Annotated in this window: 17 protein-coding genes and 1 pseudogene; 10 read left to right on the forward strand and 8 right to left on the reverse strand. The window is 64.2% G+C overall.

The genetic code is table 11. The features are described 5' to 3' along the window. The first annotated feature begins 165 nt into the window (after positions 1-165). The 5 genes and pseudogenes from AB7531_RS31410 to AB7531_RS31430 all read left to right on the forward strand — a co-directional run bounded on the left by AB7531_RS31410 (position 166) and on the right by AB7531_RS31430 (position 7,284). Complete coding sequence (locus tag AB7531_RS31410) at positions 166-330, forward strand: Flp family type IVb pilin (RefSeq protein WP_014496710.1); 165 nt, start codon at positions 166-168, stop codon at positions 328-330. Between the two features lie 350 nt (positions 331-680). Next, entirely contained in the window at positions 681-1,115 is a 435-nt protein-coding gene (locus tag AB7531_RS31415; protein WP_231144432.1) for a hypothetical protein, read from the forward strand. A gap of 191 nt (positions 1,116-1,306) precedes the next feature. Beyond that, positions 1,307-2,950, forward strand: a pseudogene (locus AB7531_RS31420) (thiamine pyrophosphate-requiring protein); the annotation flags it as partial. Positions 2,951-3,045: 95 nt separating this feature from the next. Beyond that, positions 3,046-5,562, forward strand: a complete 2,517-nt coding sequence (locus tag AB7531_RS31425; protein WP_063984554.1) for a GAF domain-containing protein — start codon at positions 3,046-3,048, stop codon at positions 5,560-5,562. Between the two features lie 21 nt (positions 5,563-5,583). Next, the gene (locus AB7531_RS31430) at positions 5,584-7,284 is read left to right on the forward strand and encodes an alpha/beta hydrolase (protein WP_063984555.1); all 1,701 of its coding nucleotides are present in this window, start codon (positions 5,584-5,586) and stop codon (positions 7,282-7,284) included. 3 nt (positions 7,285-7,287) lie between these two features. Here AB7531_RS31430 and AB7531_RS31435 read toward each other — a convergent pair whose 3' ends face one another. Both AB7531_RS31435 and AB7531_RS31440 read right to left on the reverse strand, forming a co-directional pair. Next, positions 7,288-8,874 (reverse strand): MDR family MFS transporter, encoded by a 1,587-nt coding sequence (locus AB7531_RS31435; protein WP_063984556.1) that lies wholly within the window; start codon positions 8,872-8,874, stop codon positions 7,288-7,290. A 156-nt stretch (positions 8,875-9,030) separates the two neighbouring features. Further along, entirely contained in the window at positions 9,031-9,546 is a 516-nt protein-coding gene (locus tag AB7531_RS31440; RefSeq protein ID WP_014496718.1) for a YcgN family cysteine cluster protein, read from the reverse strand. Positions 9,547-9,837: 291 nt separating this feature from the next. Here AB7531_RS31440 and AB7531_RS31445 point away from each other — a divergent pair, with 291 nt between their 5' ends. From AB7531_RS31445 to AB7531_RS31455, 3 genes are read left to right on the forward strand one after another with little or no spacing between them, the layout of a single operon-like run. Continuing rightward, positions 9,838-12,123 (forward strand): transglycosylase domain-containing protein, encoded by a 2,286-nt coding sequence (locus tag AB7531_RS31445; RefSeq protein ID WP_071915626.1) that lies wholly within the window; start codon positions 9,838-9,840, stop codon positions 12,121-12,123. Between the two features lie 9 nt (positions 12,124-12,132). Then, positions 12,133-12,711 (forward strand): DUF1214 domain-containing protein, encoded by a 579-nt coding sequence (locus AB7531_RS31450; RefSeq protein WP_063984558.1) that lies wholly within the window; start codon positions 12,133-12,135, stop codon positions 12,709-12,711. Continuing rightward, positions 12,708-13,292, forward strand: a complete 585-nt coding sequence (locus tag AB7531_RS31455) for a DUF1254 domain-containing protein (RefSeq protein ID WP_063984559.1) — start codon at positions 12,708-12,710, stop codon at positions 13,290-13,292. The genes AB7531_RS31450 and AB7531_RS31455 overlap by 4 nt, the downstream gene beginning before the upstream one ends. Before the next feature lie 347 nt (positions 13,293-13,639). Here AB7531_RS31455 and AB7531_RS31460 read toward each other — a convergent pair whose 3' ends face one another. After that, positions 13,640-14,332 (reverse strand): glutathione S-transferase family protein, encoded by a 693-nt coding sequence (locus AB7531_RS31460; protein WP_063984560.1) that lies wholly within the window; start codon positions 14,330-14,332, stop codon positions 13,640-13,642. Between the two features lie 40 nt (positions 14,333-14,372). Beyond that, a complete protein-coding gene (locus AB7531_RS31465; protein WP_187388104.1) occupies positions 14,373-14,609 on the reverse strand; it encodes a DUF1127 domain-containing protein in 237 nt (78 codons plus the stop codon). Between the two features lie 129 nt (positions 14,610-14,738). Here AB7531_RS31465 and AB7531_RS31470 point away from each other — a divergent pair, with 129 nt between their 5' ends. Then, positions 14,739-15,677 carry a transcriptional regulator GcvA gene (locus AB7531_RS31470; RefSeq protein WP_063984561.1) on the forward strand — a complete coding sequence of 313 codons (939 nt, stop codon included), beginning with the start codon at positions 14,739-14,741 and terminating at the stop codon, positions 15,675-15,677. A 72-nt stretch (positions 15,678-15,749) separates the two neighbouring features. Here the strand turns inward: AB7531_RS31470 and AB7531_RS31475 are convergent, their stop codons facing one another. From AB7531_RS31475 to AB7531_RS31485, 3 genes are all read right to left on the reverse strand, one after another. Beyond that, positions 15,750-16,496, reverse strand: a complete 747-nt coding sequence (locus AB7531_RS31475; protein ID WP_063984562.1) for a sulfite exporter TauE/SafE family protein — start codon at positions 16,494-16,496, stop codon at positions 15,750-15,752. A 129-nt stretch (positions 16,497-16,625) separates the two neighbouring features. Next, complete coding sequence (locus tag AB7531_RS31480) at positions 16,626-17,222, reverse strand: superoxide dismutase (protein ID WP_231144430.1); 597 nt, start codon at positions 17,220-17,222, stop codon at positions 16,626-16,628. Positions 17,223-17,247: 25 nt separating this feature from the next. Then, positions 17,248-18,144, reverse strand: a complete 897-nt coding sequence (locus AB7531_RS31485; protein ID WP_063984564.1) for a DUF1259 domain-containing protein — start codon at positions 18,142-18,144, stop codon at positions 17,248-17,250. 708 nt (positions 18,145-18,852) lie between these two features. Between AB7531_RS31485 and AB7531_RS31490 the strand changes: the two genes are divergently transcribed. Beyond that, positions 18,853-19,635 carry a sulfite exporter TauE/SafE family protein gene (locus tag AB7531_RS31490; RefSeq protein ID WP_063984565.1) on the forward strand — a complete coding sequence of 261 codons (783 nt, stop codon included), beginning with the start codon at positions 18,853-18,855 and terminating at the stop codon, positions 19,633-19,635. Between the two features lie 7 nt (positions 19,636-19,642). Here AB7531_RS31490 and AB7531_RS31495 read toward each other — a convergent pair whose 3' ends face one another. Beyond that, positions 19,643-20,815, reverse strand: coding sequence for an MFS transporter (locus AB7531_RS31495; protein ID WP_063984566.1), 1,173 nt, complete (start codon positions 20,813-20,815; stop codon positions 19,643-19,645). Positions 20,816-20,826 lie beyond the last annotated feature (11 nt).

Genomic DNA, 20,826 nt, shown 5'->3' on the forward strand with positions numbered 1-20,826 from the left:
TTTGGATGGATCGATGGAACCTTAATTTAATGGATGCCATCGTATGTGACGGAGGCGCCGCCGCCCGGGCTTCATTCTTCCGTCGCGCAGAAAAATCTATTCGATCTATTTACCAGTCCGAAAACGACGCTGCCACACATTGGATCGGATGAAGAGGAGTTGGCAATGACTTTGCTTAGGTCTTTCCTTGCCGATGAGACTGGCGCAACCGCCATCGAATACGGCCTGATTGCCGCCGGCATTGCACTGGCGATCGTGACCGTCGTGAACAACACGGGCAGCCAGCTCCTCAACAACAAGTTCAACTCGATCAGCTCGTCGCTGAAGTAACGGCCGCCTCGTAACGGCCGCCCTGGCCTGAGGCGACGTCCCTGCACGCGCCGGCTCGGGCGCGGCCGTCGGCGCATGCTCCCTCCGCGATCTCGTCATTGCGAGCGCAGCGAAGCAATCCAGAGTCCTCCCGCGGAGGAATTCTGGATTACCTCGCTGCGCTCGCAATGACGGTGGGTGGCCCGTAAAGCACTCAAAATCGTGTCCCGGACGCTACGCAACGTCCTTCGAGCAACCACATCCTCGCGCTCCCGCGCTTTGACGGCCTTTTGAGTCCTGATAGTCTTCGGCCCGGCGTGGTTCGACGGGCCATGCTCAATCATTGGACCAGAGCTGTTTGAAGGATGCGGATGAGAAGCGCGACGGTCTTGGCTCTCAGCCTCATGTTTGTCGGCGCATGGTCGCACGACAGCGCGAGAGGACAGACTTCGGTCGCGCCTCCGGTTTCGCTTGCCCCGCCCAATGCATCGCCACCGCGCGCGAGCGCCAAAACTTCCAGAATTCCGCCGGCGACATCCGGCAGGGAGGCTTCGCCCCCTGTGATCGGCGGGCCTCCGCCGATGCCTAATCCGGCCGCCGACTACGATGGCTTCAGCGTAGGCACCGTCGACGACAACGACGCCTCAAGCCAGGTGACGCCGCCTGTGAGGTCACGCGCAGCAAAGGGCGCCAAGTCCAATTCCACGTCCAATCCCGATACAAATGGCCTCGGCGGCCAGTCATCGATCGATCAGGAAGATGAGGCGTTGAAACGAAAGCTGACGATCTGCAAAAACTGCAAGTAGGACGTTTGTAGCCCGGATTGCGCTTCCGCCCTCGCTCTTCGAGCTACGGCGGACAAGTCGCTCCGTCCGGGCTACGGCAGCTCGCTGCATGGCTGACCTACCGCGACCGTCGCCCACCCGTGCTTTACCCTTCTGTAAATTCCTGATCCTCTCTCCCCAATCGGCCGGAGCAACCGGCCAAGCCTGAGGAGAGAGACGCCATGAAGCTCGGCACCGCCATTGCGGAAATCATGAAGCGCGAGGGGATCGAAATCCTCTGCGGCTATCCGGTCAACCATCTGATCGAGCACGCGGCCAAGGCCGAGATCCGGCCCGTGATGGTGCGGCAGGAACGCGTCGGGGTGCATATGGCGGACGCGATCTCGCGGGTGACGTCGGGGCGTTCGATCGGCGCCTTCTGCATGCAGCACGGGCCGGGCGCCGAGAACGCAATGGGCGGCGTTGCGCAATGCTATGGCGAATCCGTGCCCGTGCTGGTGCTGCCGATGGGCTATCAGCGCCGGCTCGCGCATATCGAGCCGAACTTCAATTCCAGCGAGGCGATGAAGCCGTTTTCGAAATCGTCCGAGCCGATCATTTTAGCGTCCGAGGTCACCAACATTTTTCGCCGTGCCTTCACCAAGCTCAAGAACGGCCGCGGTGGGCCCGTCATTGTCGAGATCCCCGCCGACATGTGGAACGAGGAGGTGCCGGAGCCGCTGAACTACACGCCGGTGCTGCGCACGCGCTACGGCGCCGATCCCGTTCATGTGAAGGAGGCGGCAGCCCTGCTCGTCAACGCGAAGCGCCCCGTGATCTATGCCGGCCAGGGCGTGCACTACGCGCAGGCCTGGCCGCAACTGAAGCGGCTCGCCGAGCGGCTCGCCATTCCCGTCACCACCAGCCTAGGGGGCAAATCATCGTTCCCGGAAACGCATCCTCTGTCGCTCGGCTCGGGCGGCCTCGCGGTGCCGCGCGCGGTCCCGAAATTCCTCGCTGAGGCCGACGTGATCTTCGGCATCGGCTGCTCGTTCACGGAAACCAGTTTCGGCATCGCGATGCCCAAGGGCAAGACCATCATCCACTCCACGCTCGATCCGAACCATCTCAACAAGGATGTGGAAGCCAAGGTCGGCCTCGTCGGCGATGCCGGCCTCGTGCTCGATGCGCTGCTGGAGGAGACCGGCAAGACCGTCACGAAGGATCGCGATGCATCAGCGATCGCTGCCGAGATCGCCGCTTCGCACAAGGAGTGGCTGGCGAAATGGATGCCAAAACTCACCAGCAATGACGCGCCGCTCAGCCCCTATCGCGTGCTCTGGGACCTCCAGCACACCGTCGACATCAAGAACACCATCATCACCCATGATGCCGGCAGTCCGCGCGACCAGCTCTCGCCGTTCTGGAAGGCGGTCGAGCCCCTCACCTATCTCGGCTGGGGCAAGACGACGCAGCTCGGCTACGGCCTTGGGCTCGCGATGGGCGCAAAACTCGCAAAGCCCGACAAGCTCTGCATCAATGTCTGGGGCGACGCCGCCATCGGGTTCACCGGTATGGATTTCGAGACCGCGGTGCGCGAGCGCATCCCGATCATGTCGATCCTGCTCAACAATTTCTCGATGGCGATCGAGTTGAAGGTGATGCCGATCTCGACCGAGAAATATCGCTCGACCGACATTTCCGGCGACTATGCCGCGATGGCGCGCGCCTTTGGCGGTCATGGCGAGCGGGTGACGAGGCCGGAGGACATCATCCCCGCGATCAAGCGCGGCATCCAGAAGACGAAGGAAGGCGTGCCGGTGCTGCTGGAGTTCATCACCAGCAAGGAGACCGAGGTGTCGCGGCCAGGGACTTGAGGCGGCCACAAGGCTGTGGGCGCTGGCTCCGGCCGCAGGAGATGTGATAATCGGGCTTGGTACCGCGTACGTCGCGGCGCTTAGCCGGATTATCAATGACCGCGCCTCCCCAGGACAAGGCCGCCGAGCTCGAACGGCAATTGCGATCCCAAGCGGCCGAGAATGCCCGCCTGCAGGCCGAGCTTGCCATTGCGCGCGACCGCCAGAACGCCAGCATGGAGATCCTGCGCACCATCGCCAACTCCTCGGGCGATGCTGAGGGCTCGCTGCAACAGATCGCGGAAGCGACCATGCATCTGTTCGGCGCGCCGAGCGCCACCATTCACATTGCGGAAGGCGACGGGTGGTCCAGGGTGATCCGTGTCGGTGACAGCTCCATGCGCGTCGGCGCCGGCGTGCCGCTCGCCCAGCTCAAGATCGGCGGCCGCAACATGCCCGGCACCATCGTGGCCGAGAACCGGCAGGTTCATGTCCCCGATCTCGACAATGTCGATCCGGCCATCGCCGACTGGCCCGGCATGCCTCACGCTCGCGCCGCCGGCACGCGTTCGATGTCCGGCTCGCCGCTGCGGCTTGAAGGGAAGGCGATCGGCGCGCTGATCGTCTACCGCGACCGCCTCGCGCCCTTCACCGATGACGAGATGGCGCTGCAACAGAGCTTTGCCGACCAGGCCGCGATCGCGATCGAGAACGCGCGCCTGTTCAACGAGACGCGGGAATCACTGGAACGGCAGACCGCGACCGCCGACATTCTGAAAGTGCTGGCGAGTTCGCCCTCCGACGTGCAGCCGGTGTTCGACGCCGTCGCCGCCAACGCCAACCGGCTGATCGGCGGCTTCTCCACCGCCGTGCTGCGCTATGTCGACGGCGCCGCGCACCTCGTGGCATTCACGCCGGGCGATCCAGCCGGCGACCGCGTGCTCCAGGCCTCGTTTCCGGTGCCGTTCGCGCAGTTCCCGGCGTACCAGCTCACGGCCCATGGTGAATCGGCGCAGCTGCCGGATACCGAGCTCGAGCCGGCGGCACGCGACATCGCGCGCGCCCGCGGCTTTCGCAGCATGCTGTTCACGCCGCTGATGAGCGAGGGCGAGGCCAAAGGCGTCATCATCGCCACGCGGCGGACGACCGGCACATTCGCCGAGCATCATGTGCGGCTGCTGCAGACCTTCGCCGACCAGGCGGTGATCGCGGTCAAGAATGTCAGCCTGTTCAACGCCACCAGGGAAGCGCTGGAACGGCAGACCGCGACCGCCGACATCCTCAAGGTGATCGCGGCCTCGCCGGCCGACGTCACGCCGGTGTTCCAGGCCATCTCCGACAGTGCCAAGGCGCTGGTCGGCGGACATTCCTCCACCGTCACCCGCGTCTTCAACGGCATGCTGCATCTGGCCGCCTTCACCACCGACAACGAGGCCGGCAACGCGGAGCTGCGTAGCTCGTTCCCGGCGCCGCTTGCGGCATCGGGCATTCACAGCCGGGTGGCGACGAGTGGTGAATACGCCTTCCGCAGCGACATGCAGAACGAGCCCGACCTCACGGAGGCGATGCGGGAGCTGGCGCGGACGCGAGGCTATCGCAGCATCCTCGTGATTCCGATGCTGCGCGACGGCATTGCGATCGGAACCATCGGCGTGACGCGCCGCGAGGCCGGGCCTTTCCCGGACAAGGCGATCAGCCTGCTCAAGACCTTTGCCGACCAGGCCGTGATCGCGGTCGAGAACACCCGCCTGTTCAACGAGGTGCAGGACCGCACGCGGGAGCTCGCCAGATCGCTCGACGATTTGCGCGCGGCGCAAGACCGCCTGGTCCAGACCGAAAAGCTGGCCTCGCTCGGCCAGCTCACCGCCGGAATTGCGCACGAGATCAAGAACCCGCTCAACTTCGTCAACAATTTTGCATCGCTCTCGGCCGAGCTGACCGACGAGCTGAACGAGGTGCTTGCGCCCGTCCCGCTCGCCGACGATCTGCGCGCGGAGGTCGACGAGCTGACGGGGCTGCTGAGAGACAATCTTGGAAAGATCGTGCAGCACGGAAGGCGGGCCGATTCCATCGTCAAGAACATGCTGCTGCATTCGCGCGAGGGCGGCGGCGAGCACCGGCTGAGCGACATCAACGCCCTGGTCGAGGAGAGCCTCAACCTCGCCTATCACGGCGCGCGTGCCGAGAAGCCGCTCTTCGACGTGACGATGAAGAGCGAGCTCGACCCGGCGGCAGGTTCGGCGGAGGTGTTTCCGCAGGAGATTTCCCGGGTGCTTTTGAACCTGATCTCGAACGGGTTCTATGCGGTGACCAGGCGCCAGATGGGCAGCGGCGCCGCCGGTTACGAGCCGGTGGTGATCGCCGCGACCCGCGACCGCGGCGACAGCATCGAGATCCGCATCCGCGACAACGGCACCGGCATTCCGGAAGACGTGAAGGCGAAGATGTTTAATCCGTTCTTCACCACCAAGCCGGCCGGCGAAGGTACCGGTCTCGGGCTGTCGATGAGCCACGACATCATCGTGAAGCAGCACGGCGGCACGATCGACGTCACGACAGAGCCCGGCGCGTTCACGGAGTTCACGATCCTGTTGCCGCGAAAGAGCAGCTTTCCGGACACGACCGGAGGATAGCGTGGCTCGGGAGGTGCTTTCATGAATCCAGCTCGGTTCATTCGGCGACAATTGCTGTCGCTGTCCGGCGTCGGCCTCATGCTGGGTGCGCTGTTCTTCGCTGCCGCGCTGACGCCGACGCTGATCCCGCGCAGCTATCTCACGCAAGGTGCCCTCGCCGGCGGCTGCTTTGCGATCGGCTATTTCACCGGAATCCTGTGGCGCCGGCTGTGGCACTATCTCGAACTGCCCGAACCTTCGGCGCGCGCAAGATCAATTGCGAATGCACTGGCCGCAGCCGTCTGCTTGCTCGTCGTCATCGTCTTCCTTTGGCGCACGGCCGAATGGCAGAACTCGATCCGCGCCGTGATGAAGATGGCGCCGTTGGAGACCGCCCATCCGCTCAAGGTCTGCGTCATCGCCCTGATCACGTTCGTCTTGCTGCTGGCGCTGGGGCGGCTGTTCGCGCTTGTCGCCCGCTTTCTCGCCGCGCGCACACGACGCCTCGTTCCGCGGAAGGTCGCGAACGTGATCGGCGTGCTCGTCGCAGCCCTGCTGTTCTGGTCGATCGCCAGCAATGTCCTGATCCGCACGGCGTTCAACGCACTCGATTCCTCCTTCCGCGAACTCGATGTTCTGTTCGAGCCCGAGCGGCCGCAGCCGACCGATCCCGGTCGGACGGGAAGCCCGGCATCGCTGGTGAAGTGGACCGAGCTCGGGCGCATGGGGCGCCGGTTCATTGCCTCAGGCCCGGCCGCAGCCGAGATCAGCGCCGTCACGGAAAGGCCTGCGCAGAATCCCGTGCGCGTCTATGTCGGGCTCGGGAGCCGCAACACCGCGCAAGCGCGCGCCAGGCTTGCGCTCGAGGAGCTCAAGCGCCAACACGGCTTCGACCGCAAAATCCTGATCGTCATCACGCCGACCGGCACGGGCTGGATCGATCCGGCCGCGATGGATACGGTCGAATATCTCCACCATGGCGATGTCGCGAGCGTCGCGATGCAGTATTCCTATCTCAACAGTCCGCTGTCGCTGCTGTTTCAGCCCGAATACGGCGCGGAAGCGTCGCGCGCACTGTTCGCGGAAATCTACGGCTACTGGACGACGCTGCCGAAGGACAAGCGGCCGAAGCTGTATCTGCATGGACTGAGCCTCGGCGCCATGAACTCGGAGAAATCCGCGGAGCTGTTCGAGACGATCGGGGATCCCATTGGCGGCGCGCTGTGGAGCGGGGCGCCATTCGAGAGCCGCATCTGGCGATCGGTCACCGCGAACCGCAATCCAGGATCGCCGGCCTGGCTCCCGGAATTCCGCGACGGCCGCCTCGTCCGCTTCATGAACCAGAACGGGCCGACGGTGCCGCCGGATAGGCCCTGGGGGCCGATGCGCGTCGTTTATCTGCAATATGCCAGCGACGCGATCACGTTCTTCGCCTACCGCGACGCCTATCGGGCGCCGGACTGGATGAATGCGCCGCGCGGGCCGGACGTATCACCGGAGCTGCGTTGGTATCCCATCGTGACGATGCTGCAGCTCGCCCTCGACATGGCGGTCGCGACCGCGACGCCGATGGGCTTTGGCCATGTCTACGCGCCCGAGCATTACGTCGATGCCTGGGTCGCGGTGACAGATGTCAATGATTGGTCCGCCGAAGCACTCGCGCGTCTCAAGGAACAGCTTGCGGCGAAGGCGCGAAAGACGAGCGCAGGTGATGCCGACGACGATCCCGATCGCGGCGGCTAACCCCTACTCCGCCATCTCCACCTGCTGCGTGACGGAGGGGCCGGCGAGTGGCCGCTCCTCCATCATGATCAGGCAGAGCGAGGCGGTGGTCATCAGCGCGGTGGCGGCACCGAAGACGTAGCGGAACGCGTGCCTCATATCCTCGGCGGGAATCGCGGGGATGTTGCCCACGGCATGATGCTCACCGGCCAGCGGAACGTCGGCGCCGAGCGCGATCAGCAGGATCGCCGCGAACGCCGCGACCGTGAACGAGGACATCAGCGAGCGGAAGAAGTTCATCGCGCCGGTGATGGTGCCGACTTGCGGGCGCGCGACCGAATTCTGCAGCGAGACCACGCAGACCGGGAAGGTCGTGCCGAGGCCGAGCGCAAACGCGGCCATCAGCATCAGCAAGCCCCACAGCGGCAAGGTGGTGACCGTGAGGGCGAGGCCGCACAGCGCGGCCCAGGACGTGCCGATGATGGCAACGCGCTTGTAGTGCTTTGCGCGCGCCATGGTACGGCCGGCAATCGCCGCACCGCAGGTCGAGACTGCCGCGAGCGGAATCAGCGCAAGGCCCGCCTCGCTGGCACTGAGATGGTAGACCGACTCGTAATAGAGCGGCAGCTGCACGGTGAGGCCCGTGATCGCACCGAGCCCGCAGCCACCGGCTGTCATGGCGAAAGGCGCCACCGAACCCGTCAATAGCTTCAACGGCAGGAACGGCTCGTCGGCCCGCCGCGCGTGCCACACGAAGGTGACCGCGAGCGCGACGGCGCCGCCCACCATCGCAAGCACGGTCGGCGAGAGCCACGGATAGCGCGTGCCGCCCCAGGTCAGCACCAGCATGAAGACGACCGCAGAGGCCATCAGCAGCACGCCGCCGAGCCAGTCGACCTTGCGCTTGCGGTGGAACACCGGGATCTTCTTCATCTTCGGCAGCAGCATCGCGATGGCGGCGGCCGCGAGCGGCAGATTGATCCAGAAGATCATCGACCAGTGCAGATGCTCGGCGAACACGCCGCCGATGACCGGGCCCAAAATGCCGCCGACCATCCAGACGCTGGAGAAATAGGCCTGGTACTGGCCGCGCTCGCGCGGGGAGACGATGTCGGAGATCACGGTCTGCACGACAGGCATGATGCCGCCGCCGCCGAGGCCCTGAAGGCCGCGCGCCAGAATCAGCATCGGCATGTTCGGCGCGATCGCGCACAGCACGGAGCCGGCGACGAACAGGCTGAGCGAAATGATGATCATCACGCGGCGGCCGTAGATATCGCTCAGCGTCCCGAACACCGGTGCGACCGCGGTCGAGGCGAGCAGATAGGCGGTGATGACCCAGGAGAGATTGGAGACGTCGTGAAACTGGCGCCCGATGGTCGGCAGCGCGGTCGCGACGATGGTCTGGTCAAGCGCAGCCAGGAACATCGTCAGCATCAGGCTGATCACGATGGTCCGGACCTCGTCCTGCGACAACGGCGCCGGCGGCGCGAGCGAAGGCGCGTCGTCGACGCTCAAGACCTCGCTGGGAAGGCGGGACAGCTCTTCGGCAATGTCGTCAGGCAACGCCTGAATGTCGGCAGAACTGCTCTGCCGGTCGAACTTGTTCATCTCGATCGGAAGCCGTGAAGCGGCGCAAACGCCGCGAAGGATTCGTTCTATGCAGGCAATGTAGAGAGGAAAGTTCTTCTCAGGCAGGCACCGCGGCGCATGGGTGCATCCCGCCGCGGGGTCATCGCGATGACGTGATTCGACGTCGCAGGCGGGTCAGTCCTTCGGACGTCGCTTCAGGCGTGCCCGTTTCGGCAGCTGCGCCGGCCATTGCACGATGTGGTCCTCGAGCTCCTCGTCCGGGATCTCCTCCTCGCTGCCCTCGACCCGGCCGCGGACGGAGACGCCGGCTTCATGAACGGTGTTGGGATCGCCCGAGACCAGCGGATGCCACCAATAGAGGTCGCGCCCTTCCGCGACCAGCTTGTAGCCGCAGCTCGGCGGCAGCCAGTTCAGGGTGCGGACATTGGCCGGGGTCAGGCGGACGCAGTCGGGAACCTTGGCGGAGCGATTCGGATAGTCTTTGCAGCCGCAGGTCCCGGCATCGAGCAGCTTGCAGCCGACATGGGTGAAATAGATGTCGCCGGTATCCTCGTCCTCGAGCTTGTTCAGGCAGCAGCGGCCGCAGCCGTCGCACAGGCTCTCCCATTCGGCCGTCGACAGCTCTTCCAACGTCTTGGTTTTCCAGAAGAATCCTTCCTGGCCTGAAGGTCGTTTGGGAGCTGCGGTCATGCGCCTCAACAAGGGTTCGAAAGAGCTACGGCTCGTTCATCTACGGCGTGCGGCCGGGACGCTGCAAGCAACGCCCAATTGAGGCCCGTAATGAACCGGGGTCAATTAGGCCTGTTGTTCAAAATCGCGAGCCTGACCATTGGTTTATGGGCCCTGCTCGGCTAGAAGGAACAGCAAGTCCCCTCGGACGCGAACCGGCGCCTTGGGTTTGCCGTAACATTCCCTCAAGACGTCTCGGTGCCGCCCGGCCGGGTGCCTGAACGCTGTCGAACCGAGCCTCAAGGGTTCTAGGTGGTCCAGAACACACCATCCAACTGGAAGAGCCGCATCCGGAATTTCTTTCTGGATCTCGACGCGCGCATCGATTCCTCGCTGTTCTCCTCCGCCAAGGGCATCCGCGAGCTCTACGAGCGCTACTCGACCTTCATGGACCGCTTCTATGTCGGGCGGTGGAAGCGCTGGGTTTTCATCGAGCCGCTGTCGGAGGCCGCGACGCTGGGCCTCGGCGGCCTGGTCGTGATGCTCACCCTCGCCATCCCCGCCTTCCGCGAGACCGCGGACGAGGACTGGCTGAAGAAGTCCGACCTGGCGGTGTCGTTCCTCGACCGCTACGGCAACCCGATCGGCAGCCGCGGCATCAAGCACAACGACTCGATCCCGCTGGAAGACTTTCCGGACGTGCTGATCAAGGCGACGCTCGCCACCGAAGACCGCCGCTTCTACGAGCATTTCGGCATCGACATCGCCGGCACCGCGCGCGCGCTCGTCACCAACGCCCAGGCCGGCGGCGTCCGCCAGGGCGGCTCCTCGATCACCCAGCAGCTCGCCAAGAACCTGTTCTTGAGCAACGAGCGCACCATCGAGCGCAAGGTCAACGAGGCCTTCCTGGCGGTCTGGCTGGAATGGCGCCTGACCAAGAACGAGATCCTCAAGCTCTATCTCGACCGCGCCTATATGGGCGGCGGCACTTTTGGCGTCGACGGCGCAGCCCACTTCTACTTCAACAAATCCGCGCGCGACGTGACGCTGGCCGAAGCCGCGATGCTCGCCGGCCTGTTCAAGGCGCCGACCAAATACGCGCCCCACATCAACCTGCCCGCGGCGCGTGCCCGCGCCAACGTCGTGCTCGACAACCTCGTCGACGCCGGCTTCATGACCGAGGGCCAGGTGTTCGGCGCCCGCCGCAACCCGGCCTTCGCGGTCGATCGCCGCGACGAGGCCTCGCCGAACTACTATCTCGACTACGCCTTCGACGAGATGCGCAAGCTGGTCGACACCTTCCCGAAATCCTACACCGAGCGCGTCTTCGTGGTGCGCCTCGCGATCGACACCAACGTGCAGAAGGCCGCGGAAGACGCCATCGAGAACCAGCTGCGCCAGTTCGGCCGCGATTATCACGCGACGCAGGCCGCGACCGTCGTCTCCGATCTCGACGGCGGCATCCGCGCCATGGTCGGCGGCCGCGACTATGGTGCCAGCCAGTTCAACCGCGCCACCGACGCCTACCGCCAGCCCGGCTCGTCGTTCAAGCCTTACGTCTACACCACCGCGCTCCTCAACGGCTTCACGCCAAACTCGATCGTGGTCGACGGTCCGGTCTGCATCGGCAATTGGTGTCCGCAGAACTATGGCCATTCCTATTCCGGCTCGGTGACGCTGACGCAGGCGATCACGCGCTCGATCAACGTCGTGCCGGTCAAGCTGTCGATCGCGATCGGCCAGAAGGAACAGCCGAAGGCGCCGAACCCGGCCAAGCTCGGCCGCGCCAAGATCGTCGAGGTCGCCCGCCGCTTCGGCCTCAAGGCGCCGCTGCCCGACACGCCGTCGCTGCCGATCGGCTCGGACGAAGTCACCGTGATCGAGCACGCCGTCGCCTACGCCACCTTCCCCAACCGCGGCAAGGCGGTGACGCCGCATTCGGTGCTGGAAGTGCGCACCGGTGCCGGTGATCCGGTCTGGCGCTGGGACCGCGACGGTCCGAAGCCGCGGCAGGCGATCCCGGCCTCCGTTGCCGCCGACATGGCCGGCATGATGAGCCACGTCGTCAGCGAAGGCACCGCGCGCCGCGCCGCGCTCGACGGCATTCCGACCGCCGGCAAGACCGGCACGACCAATGCGTATCGCGACGCCTGGTTCGTCGGCTACACCGGCAATTTCACCTGCGCGGTGTGGTACGGCAATGACGACTATTCGCCGACCAACCGCATGACCGGCGGCTCGCTGCCGGCGCAGACCTGGCACGACATCATGGTCACCGCGCATCAGGGCGTCGAGGTCCGGGAAATCCCCGGCATCGGCATGGGCCAGAAGCTGCCGCCGCAGCCGACGGCAGCGCAGGCCAATGCGGCGCCGAAGGTGCTGGAGACCAAGCCCGGCCCGCCGCCCGTGCTGACCAAGCGCGGCGCCGACGTCCTGGTGCGCGTCGAGAAGCTGCTCGATGACGCCGCCAGGACCGCGACCAAGGCGGCTGCCGACGACGACAAGCTGGCCAAGCCGGCGTCGTCGACGAGCGCGCTCGCCTTCCCGCAGAACTATGCGGAAGAGAATGCGAATGCATCCGTCCCGCGCAAGAACTGATCGAAACCCGTGCGGCTGATCCTGATCACATTGACGGCCCTTCTGCTCGCGAGCGTGGTCGGCGTCGGCGCGACCTGGATGACGACGACGCGCGGCACCGAGATCGGCGCGCTGACCATCGGCCCGTGGACCGCCCGCCCGCGCACCGGCACCGCCGACGTCGATCCCTATTCGCGCGCCACCATCGTGCGCAATGGCGAGCTGCCGATCGGCACCGGTGACGGCGTCGCCTTCACCGCGACCGCCGACGAGAAGAAGAAGGCGCTCGACGGCCGCTGCGACGTCATCGTCTCCGGCGTGACGCCGCCGGCGCGGTTCTGGACGCTGACGCTGTACGACCGCAAGGGCCACCTCGTCGCCAATTCGCTGCAGCGCTATGGCTTCACCAGCCAGGAGATCGTGCGGCAGTCCGACGGGACGTTCGAGATCCGCATCGCCTCGCGCTCGCGCGCCGGCAACTGGCTGCCGACCGGCGGTATCGAGCGCTACGCGCTGATGCTGCGCCTCTACGACACGCCGGTCGGGGTCGCGACGCGCACCCAGCGCGATGCGCCGATGCCCACGATCAAGACGGTGGGCTGCTCATGATCCGCCTGATGTTCACCATCGTCGCGGGCGTGGTGCTGGGCCTCGTGGTCCATCTCGTCAGCGTGCTGGCGCTGCCGCGGATCGCGACACAGGACGCCTATTCGCGGCTGACGCCGATGACCAAGCTCAATGCCGTGACGCAGCTTCCCCTCGCCGATCCCAACAATTCGCCGATGCCGTTCATGGACCCGGCCTTCGCGATCGCGATCTGCCGCTACGACCTCACGGGCGGGCCGCTCAAGCTCACGGTGCCGGTGAGCCAGGCCTACACCTCGGTGTCGTTCTACACCCGCAACGAGATCGCCTATTACGCCATCAACGACCGCTCCGCCGGCAAGAAGGTGATCGAGCTCGACCTCATGACCGAGCCGCAGCACAACGAGCTGCCCGAGGACGAAGAGATCACCGCGGCCGACCGCCTCATCATCGATTCCCCTGCTACCACCGGCCTGATCGTGATGAAGGCGCTCGCCGCCGAGCCCGGCCTGATGCAGCAGGCGCAAAACTCGCTTCAGGCTGCGACCTGCGCGCCGCAGACAGAAGCGCCCGCCAAGGCCGAAGCGCCGCGCGGACGGCGCTGAGCGCGGCCGTTTCGGCGAGCCGCAATACAAAAACTGAAAAACAACCCCATGCACAGTAGCGGGGGCATTGAAACTGTTAGCTAATCTGAACGACCGATCAGCAGCAGCGCGACCTCAGCGGCGAGACCATTTTGGCCGCCTTTGACACGTCGGGCAAAACACTGGCATGATGGCAACATCGAAAGTTCGTAACACCCGCGGCGGAGCAATCCGCCGCGTTTTTCATGTCGTAGCACAGGTTGCCGTGATCTAAGGATCACCGTCGTCCCCCGCCGCTCGAAAACGCAATCCACTGCGTCGGGTACCTGGCGGAAAGTCCCTGCCCCCAGTGTCAGTCCAAGCCTAGCTCAATATCTCGGGCGGTGCGAGTGCGCCCACTCGCGGGCATGCGCAATGGGCGCGCGCGGCGGCAGGATCGCGCGCAGCTTCTGCGTCGTCGGCAGGCTCTCCATGCGCTCCCGCCATCGACAGAAGGCCGGATATTTCGGGTACATGGCCTTGCCTTCCTCCGTCAGGCTGAACGCAAAGGTGCTTGGCAAAAGGTAGAAATCCGCGATCGAGAGTTCTGGACCGAGGAGGTAGTCCCGACCATCGGCGAGCTCGCGCTCGATGGCCACGAGTGCGTTCTCGACCTTGGGCAGTGCGTGCGCCACCACCTTCTCGTCGGATGCAATCCCGAGCTCGGGAAACACCAGCCGCTCGTGGGTCACATGGTAGATCATGTAGGGATAGACGTAGGAATCGACGACACCGATCCATTGATTCATGCGAGCCCGCGCGTGCGGGTTCTGCGGCGTCAGCCGTGCTCCCGCGAACACCTCGTCGATGTAGCCGACGATGGCGCGCGTCTCGTAGACGGTGAAGTCGCCGTGCCGGAAGATCGGAACGCGGTTGAACGGATGGAGCGCGAGATGCTCGCTCCTGCCCATCACGGGCTCGAGGTCCTCGAAGCGGTAGGCCACGTCCTTGTGGGTGAGGACGAGCCGCACGATGTTGACGAACGTGCTGCGGGGAAAGCCGTAAACGATGGTCTCGGACATCTTTTCTCCTCCCGGTTCGCTTGCTGTCGATCGGGCTCGATCAGCGCCAGAACGGCTTGTTCGCTTGCTCCAAGGCCTCTTCCCGGGTGAGCCCGAGATCGGCAAGGAGATGGGGATTGTCGGCAATCGCGCGAAGATCGTCGCGCTGATTTATCCGCTCGATACGGGCAAGCCATCTGCCGATCAACGCCTGCCATGAATTATGTTTATGATCCGCAGCCGTCGCGCTGCGTCGAACTCGCGCCGGAAAACCGCGAACGGCAATAGGTATTGACATTTATTGCCTCCAACTCCCATGATTTCGTGTCGTGGCCGCCTGCATAGGGCCGGCAGGGCAAAGTCCGCAAAGCATCGTTTCTCGGGCCAGCCCCAATTTTTCTCATGAAGTCCCTCAGGAAGGTTCGTCATGCGCCCGCGTTTGCCACCGCTGAACGCACTAAAGGCCTTCGAAGCCGCAGCCCGCCACGAGAGCTTCACGCGGGCCGCCGAAGAGCTGTGCGTCACGCAAGGTGCGGTGAGTCATCAGGTCAAGGCGTTGGAAACGGAGCTCGCCATCAAGCTGTTCAGCCGCGAGCGCCAGCGCCTGATCATCACGGAAGCGGGCCGCGACTATCTCGCGGTGATACGTGATGCGCTGGACCGAATTGCCGCGGGTACGGAGCGGCTGTTGCAGCGACAGAACGCAGGCGTGCTCACGGTCAGCACGTCCCCGGATTTTGCCGCCAAATGGCTGGTGCATCGCCTCGGCCATTTCGCGGAAGCGCATTCGGGAATCGATCTCCGCGTCTCGGCAACGATGCATCACGTCGATTTTGCGCGTGAGGAGGTCGATCTTGCGGTCCGCCATGGCGATGGAAACTGGCCGGGCCTCGATGCCACAAGGCTCTGCACGGAACGGCTCTTCGCCGTGTGCAGTCCCAAGCTGCTGTCGGGACGCCGCCGCATCGGCGGGGTCGCGGATATCCTGAGATTTCCCCTGATCCACCTCGACAGCAGGTCCGACTGGGCAAATTGGCTACGTGGCGTCGGCATTGACGACGCCGATGTCACGCATGGTCCGGTGCTCAATCGCGCCAGCATGGTCATCGATGCCGCAATCAACGGCCAGGGCATCGCCCTGGCCCGCACGACATTAGGGGCCTGGGACCTGATCAATGGACGGCTGGCGCTGCCCTTCCCGGAGTCGGTGCCATTGTCGAAGAGCTATTGGATCGTCTGCCCCAAGGCGACCGCGTCACTTCCGAAGATTGCGACATTTCGTGACTGGCTGCTCGCGGAGGCGTCGAGCGACCTGCGCCTGCTTAAATCCGTCATCGGGACACCAAAGGCAGCGAGGCGGCGATAGGCCTCTTTCCGGCGATTTTCTCGTCCGCGGAGAATAGTCCGAGGTGGTAAGCCGCCGGGGATTCGGCTGATATCAACGCAGTCCGAACGACAGCACCGATGCGATCAGCGACAATCCCGCGAGCAGCAGAAGCGCCAGCACGGTCCTGCGGAAGGTCTCGTCGTTGATCTTGCCGAAAAGTTTGAAGCCGGACCAAAGGCCCGCGACCATGAAGGGAACGCCCAATGCGTATAGCATCAGCGTTTCCTTCGTTATGGTACCGGCTACGGCCTGAGAGCTCGAGATGACAACGAACGCCACGAACAGCACTGGCTGAAACACCGCGCGCTGCACGTCCTTGGGCCAGCCGCGCCATTGGCAGGAAATCGTCGAGATCACGCCGCCGAGCCCTGTCAGGCCGCCAAGCAAGCCGTTGGAGACGCCAATGGCGATATCGGCTCCGACTCCGATCTTTACCGGAGCGAATACGGGCTTCGTCAGGCCGTAGATTGCGTAGAGCACCAGCAGGACCCCCACACCAAATCGGAGGTAGCTGGGGTTCAGGTAAGCGAGAATGCTGACGCCGATCGGGATGCCGATGACAGTTCCGAGCGCGAGCGGCCAAGCCTTCCGAAGGTCGAGGAGATGTCGCAGCTTGAAGATGCCGTAGCCCTGCGTGAGCAAGCCGTAGCCTGCGATCAAGGTAGCGGTCTGCATCGGCGTGATGATGTGCAGCCATACGCCCGACACCACGAGGCCCATGGCGAATCCGGAAAAGCCGCTGACGAAGCCGCCAGCGAGCGCGGCAAGTGCGAAGAGAGCGAAGACAGGTCCATCCATGGGTCGTCTCCCCAAGAACAATGCAGGCGAGCACTTGGATGGATATCCATCTGATGGGGAGGTCGCGGGTCCCCGCAATCGATCACTCGTTTGGCAATACCTCGGCGTCCTACCCCCCTCCCGCCTCTTTCAGGATTCCCCGGCGTATCGATCGTACAATTTGGCGGCGTTCTCCCAGCGAATGGCCTCCATGTAGACGTCGACATAGCGGGCGGCGGCAGCGCCGAAATCCATGTGATAGGCGTGCTCATACATGTCGAGCACCAGCACCGGCCGACCGCCGGCGAGCGTTGTGGTATGATCTGCGGCCCATTGATTGATGAGCCGCCCGTCACGGGGTGAATAGGCAAGGATCACCCAACCCGAGCCACCGCCTTCGGCCTTGCCCATGGCCGCGAATTCCGTACGCCAGCGCTCGATGCTGCCAAAGTCGCGCGCAATCGCATCGGCGAGAGCGCCGCTCGGCCTCTCGGATCCACCAAGACCGTCGAAGTAGATCTCGTGCAGGATCATCGAGTTCGTTGCGATCAACTCCTCGCGCTTCAGGCCGTTGATGAGAAAGTTCGGCGCCTTCGCGAAATCGAGCTCTGCGAGCTGCGCGCCAATCGCGTTGAGCCGCTTCACGGCTCCGCCGTAGTTGTTCTCGTAGTGGCTGACGAGCACCTTTTCAGAGATTCCGCTGATCGACTTTGGATCGAACGGCATCGGTTTGGCTTCGTAACGCATCGGGCTTCTCCTTCTAATCCTTGGCTCAACTTTTCGTGCTGGCAGTCTTGTCCAGGGCCGCGCGCAAGCCTTCGGCGAGCTTCACGGCATCGTCGTTCGCCCAGAAGTGCATGAAGAAAAGCCGCGGCTGCTCATCCAGCATGTGGCTATGCAGCGCGGTCACCTCGATGCCGTGCGTGCGCAGCGCCAGAATGACAAGGTTGACCTCGTTGCCCGTCAGCACGAAGTCGCCCGTGATGGCCGCCTTCCCGCCCCCCGTCGGCTGGAAGTTGATACCGATCGCAACGCCCATTGGGGCGACAGGGGTCAATGGCATGCCATCTTGCGTGATCGGATCACGTCGCTTCACGTTGAATTGGTAGACGCCTCCGTTGACCTGTCCCTTGCTGCCGATAATCTGGTCGAGCTTCGCGGTGTCTAGGTCCACGGCCGGCGGCGGGCTCGCCGGCGCTGCGACGGTCAATGGAGTCTTGCTTTCGGCAAGTGCATCGTGGATCGCAGCGGCGAGCTTGACCGGGTCCCCGTGCCCGGCAACATGCATGTAGAACGTCGCCGGACTCGCGCGCAGCAGATGATTGTGGATGGCGGTGATCTCGAGGCCGTTCGCGATCATCTTCGCCATCACGGGATTGATCTCGGTTTCGAGCAGCACGAGGTCGCCCATGACCATGGCGCCGCCGTGCCCAGGCTTGAACGCAACCCAGCCGCCGAGCGCCAGCGCCGGCTTGATCGTCACCCCGTCCAACGTCACGGAGAGATCGCTGCGGGGAAAGCCGTAGCGGTGGACGTCGTCCGAAACGGCGGGCTTGCGGCCCAGCGTCTCGTCAACCTTCTGCCAGTCGATGTTCTGCGCTTGAGCCGTCGAGACCGAGCCAAGGAGGCAGGCGCCGAGACCGATGAACGTGAAGAGTGTGTTTCTCATTGATGTGCTCCTAGGTCTTGAAGCAGCTGCGGCTAATCACGCCCCGAGATCGATCGCATCGGCCCATCAAGCGGGAGGCCCAATCCTGGACGTCGCGCGAGCGTCGCCCGGCGCCGGGTATCAGGCGGGGGTCGGCTGAGACGTCCCCGTCAACGCGCGCATCGATAAGCGCCGGCGTATTCGCCGTGCCGATCAGTCTAGATAATCTGCCGGAAGAAATGGGGATGTATGATGCTGACATGCTGCGCCCTTGGTGATTAAGGACGCGATACTTGGGCATGTCGCCTCACGGGGAGATCGCACATCCCCGTAGCGGCGAATTAAAACCCGGATGGCCGAACTGTCAACCTGCTTAAGTCGGGGAATGCAGAAGTCATCGGAGGCACGTCACGAGGATAGCGCCGACGGTTTGGAACCTTTGGCACGTCGAGCAAAAGACCCGCATACAGGCAGCATCTAAAGTTCGTAACACCCGCGCGGAGCAATCCGTCGCGGTTTCATGTCGGAGAAAAGCGAGCCATGATCGAAGGATCGTCATCGTCCCCTGCCACTCGAAGCCGAGTGGACGTAAGTTTGCAACGCCCGAGATTCTAGACTAGCCTGTTCCTCTGCCCCACTCCCTGCCGTAAGCAGGTGTGAAGCTCCCCGCCACGACGGATTACGGGCAAGTCCAGTTTTGCGCACCAGCGCATTTTTTCCGTCGTGTCCATGCGAAACAATTCCGCCGCGTTCGGCTCGGGCGCAATCATCGGTACCTTGGGCGGCCTCATCGGCCTCGGGGGCGCTGAATTTCGTCTGCCGCTGCTCATCAGCTTGTTCAGGTTTCGCGGTCTTGAAGCCGTGGTCCTCAACAAGGCGACGAGCCTGATCGTGGTGGCCAGCGCGCTGCCATTTCGTGCCCGCGCCGTTCCCTTTGCCGAAATATATGCGCATTGGCCGGTCATCCTGAACCTGCTGGCTGGCAGCCTTGTTGGCGCCTATGCCGGAGCATCCTGGGCGACGCGCCTCAAATCCGAAACGCTCTACAAGATCATAGCCGTCTTGTTGCTGCTGATCGCAGGTGTGCTTCTGTTCGCGCACAGCACTGCGGCAGCAACCGCCCCGGCGCTAGCCGGCATGTACCTGATTATCGCGGGCGTAGCGGCAGGCTTCGTGATTGGCATCGTGACGTCGTTGCTCGGCGTTGCCGGTGGAGAATTCCTGATCCCCACCCTGATCCTGCTGTTCGGCGCGGACGTCAAGCTGGCAGGCAGCCTCTCACTCGCGGTAAGCCTTCCGACGATGCTGGTGGGCTTCGCGCGCTATAGCCGCGATCAAAGCTTTTCAGTGCTCCGCGCCAACTGGCAGTTCATGCTTGCAATGGCGATCGGATCGATCGTCGGTACATTCATCGGCGGCTTGCTGCTCGGCGTTGTCCCGAATTCGATTCTTTTGCCGGGATTGGCTGTGATCCTGGTCATCTCAGCCGTGGAGATATGGCGGCACGAGTAGAGCTGGCTCAGGCGTGATACGTTCGATCCATCCGCGCCCAGAGCAGCGCGAACGGACCCAACGCAATTCCCGCCGCAAGAACGATGAACGCCAGCAGCCAGCCGGTCGCGCTCTGCGGACCGCCGGCGGCGTCGAGCGCGGCGCCGGTTCCCCAGGCTCCAACCGCCGACAGACCGAAGCCGACCGTCGAATGCAAGGCCAGGGTCGCACCGCGATGTTCGGAAGTCGCCGCGGCAGACATGCCGGCAGTCAACGCACCTGAATCGGCGGGCACGGTCAGGCCATAGGCGAGCAGCAGCAGTGCGAGCACCCATGCCGGCGCCGTCGCGTTGAGGCCGATGATAAGTGCGACGCAGGCCGATGCGATCATGACGATCGTGATCGCCCGATGGCGGCCGAATTTCAGCGCGGCCTCGTTGCCGAGGATGCTTGCGGGCATCGAGATCACCGCGAAGCAGAAGCTCAGCACGACGGGACTCAACCAAGACGGCGCGCCCTGGTGCGCAACGACGAAGGTCCAGAACCCGACCAGCCAGGTGCGGATGCCGTAAAGCTCGAAGCAGTGCGCGCCATAGCCGAGGATGTAACCGAGCGCCTCGCGGTTGGCGAAGACGGGTGCGAAGTTGAGCAGACGTCCCGCCTTCGGCGCGGACCGCTGCTCCCGCATCAGAAGGCACGCGACGACCATGGCGACGGGACCGAGGCCGGTGACGAGGAAGGCGGTGCGCCACCCCCAGCGGTCGGCGATCAGTTGCGCGACCAGGAACGAGAGGCCAACGCCGACCGAGAAGCTCGAGGTGTACAGTGTGACGGCGCGTGAGGTGTTGCCGGCGGGAAGCCGGTCCGTCAGCGCCTTCAGGCCCGGCATGTAGGCGCCGGCAAATCCAAGCCCTGCAAGGGACCAGATCGCGGTGGCCGACCAGAACCCTTGCGCGAAGATTCCGAACGCTGCGGTCGCGAGCCCGCTGACGATCGAGCCCCAGAGCAGGACAATCCTCGCGTCGATCCGGTCGGTCAACGTCGTCAGCACGGGCACCGCGAGCATGTAGCCGAACGCATAACCGCTCGCCATCAGGCCGCCTTCGGCAGCGGAGAGGCCCCACTCCGGCATCAAATGCTGCGCCAGATTTGCGGACAAGGTCACATGCGGCAGGAGGTTGCCGACCTGCCCAATGCACATCACCGCAATCA

Source organism: Bradyrhizobium sp. 63_E2_N1_3, from assembly GCF_052076005.1.
In the GTDB taxonomy this organism is placed as follows: domain Bacteria; phylum Pseudomonadota; class Alphaproteobacteria; order Rhizobiales; family Xanthobacteraceae; genus Bradyrhizobium; species Bradyrhizobium barranii.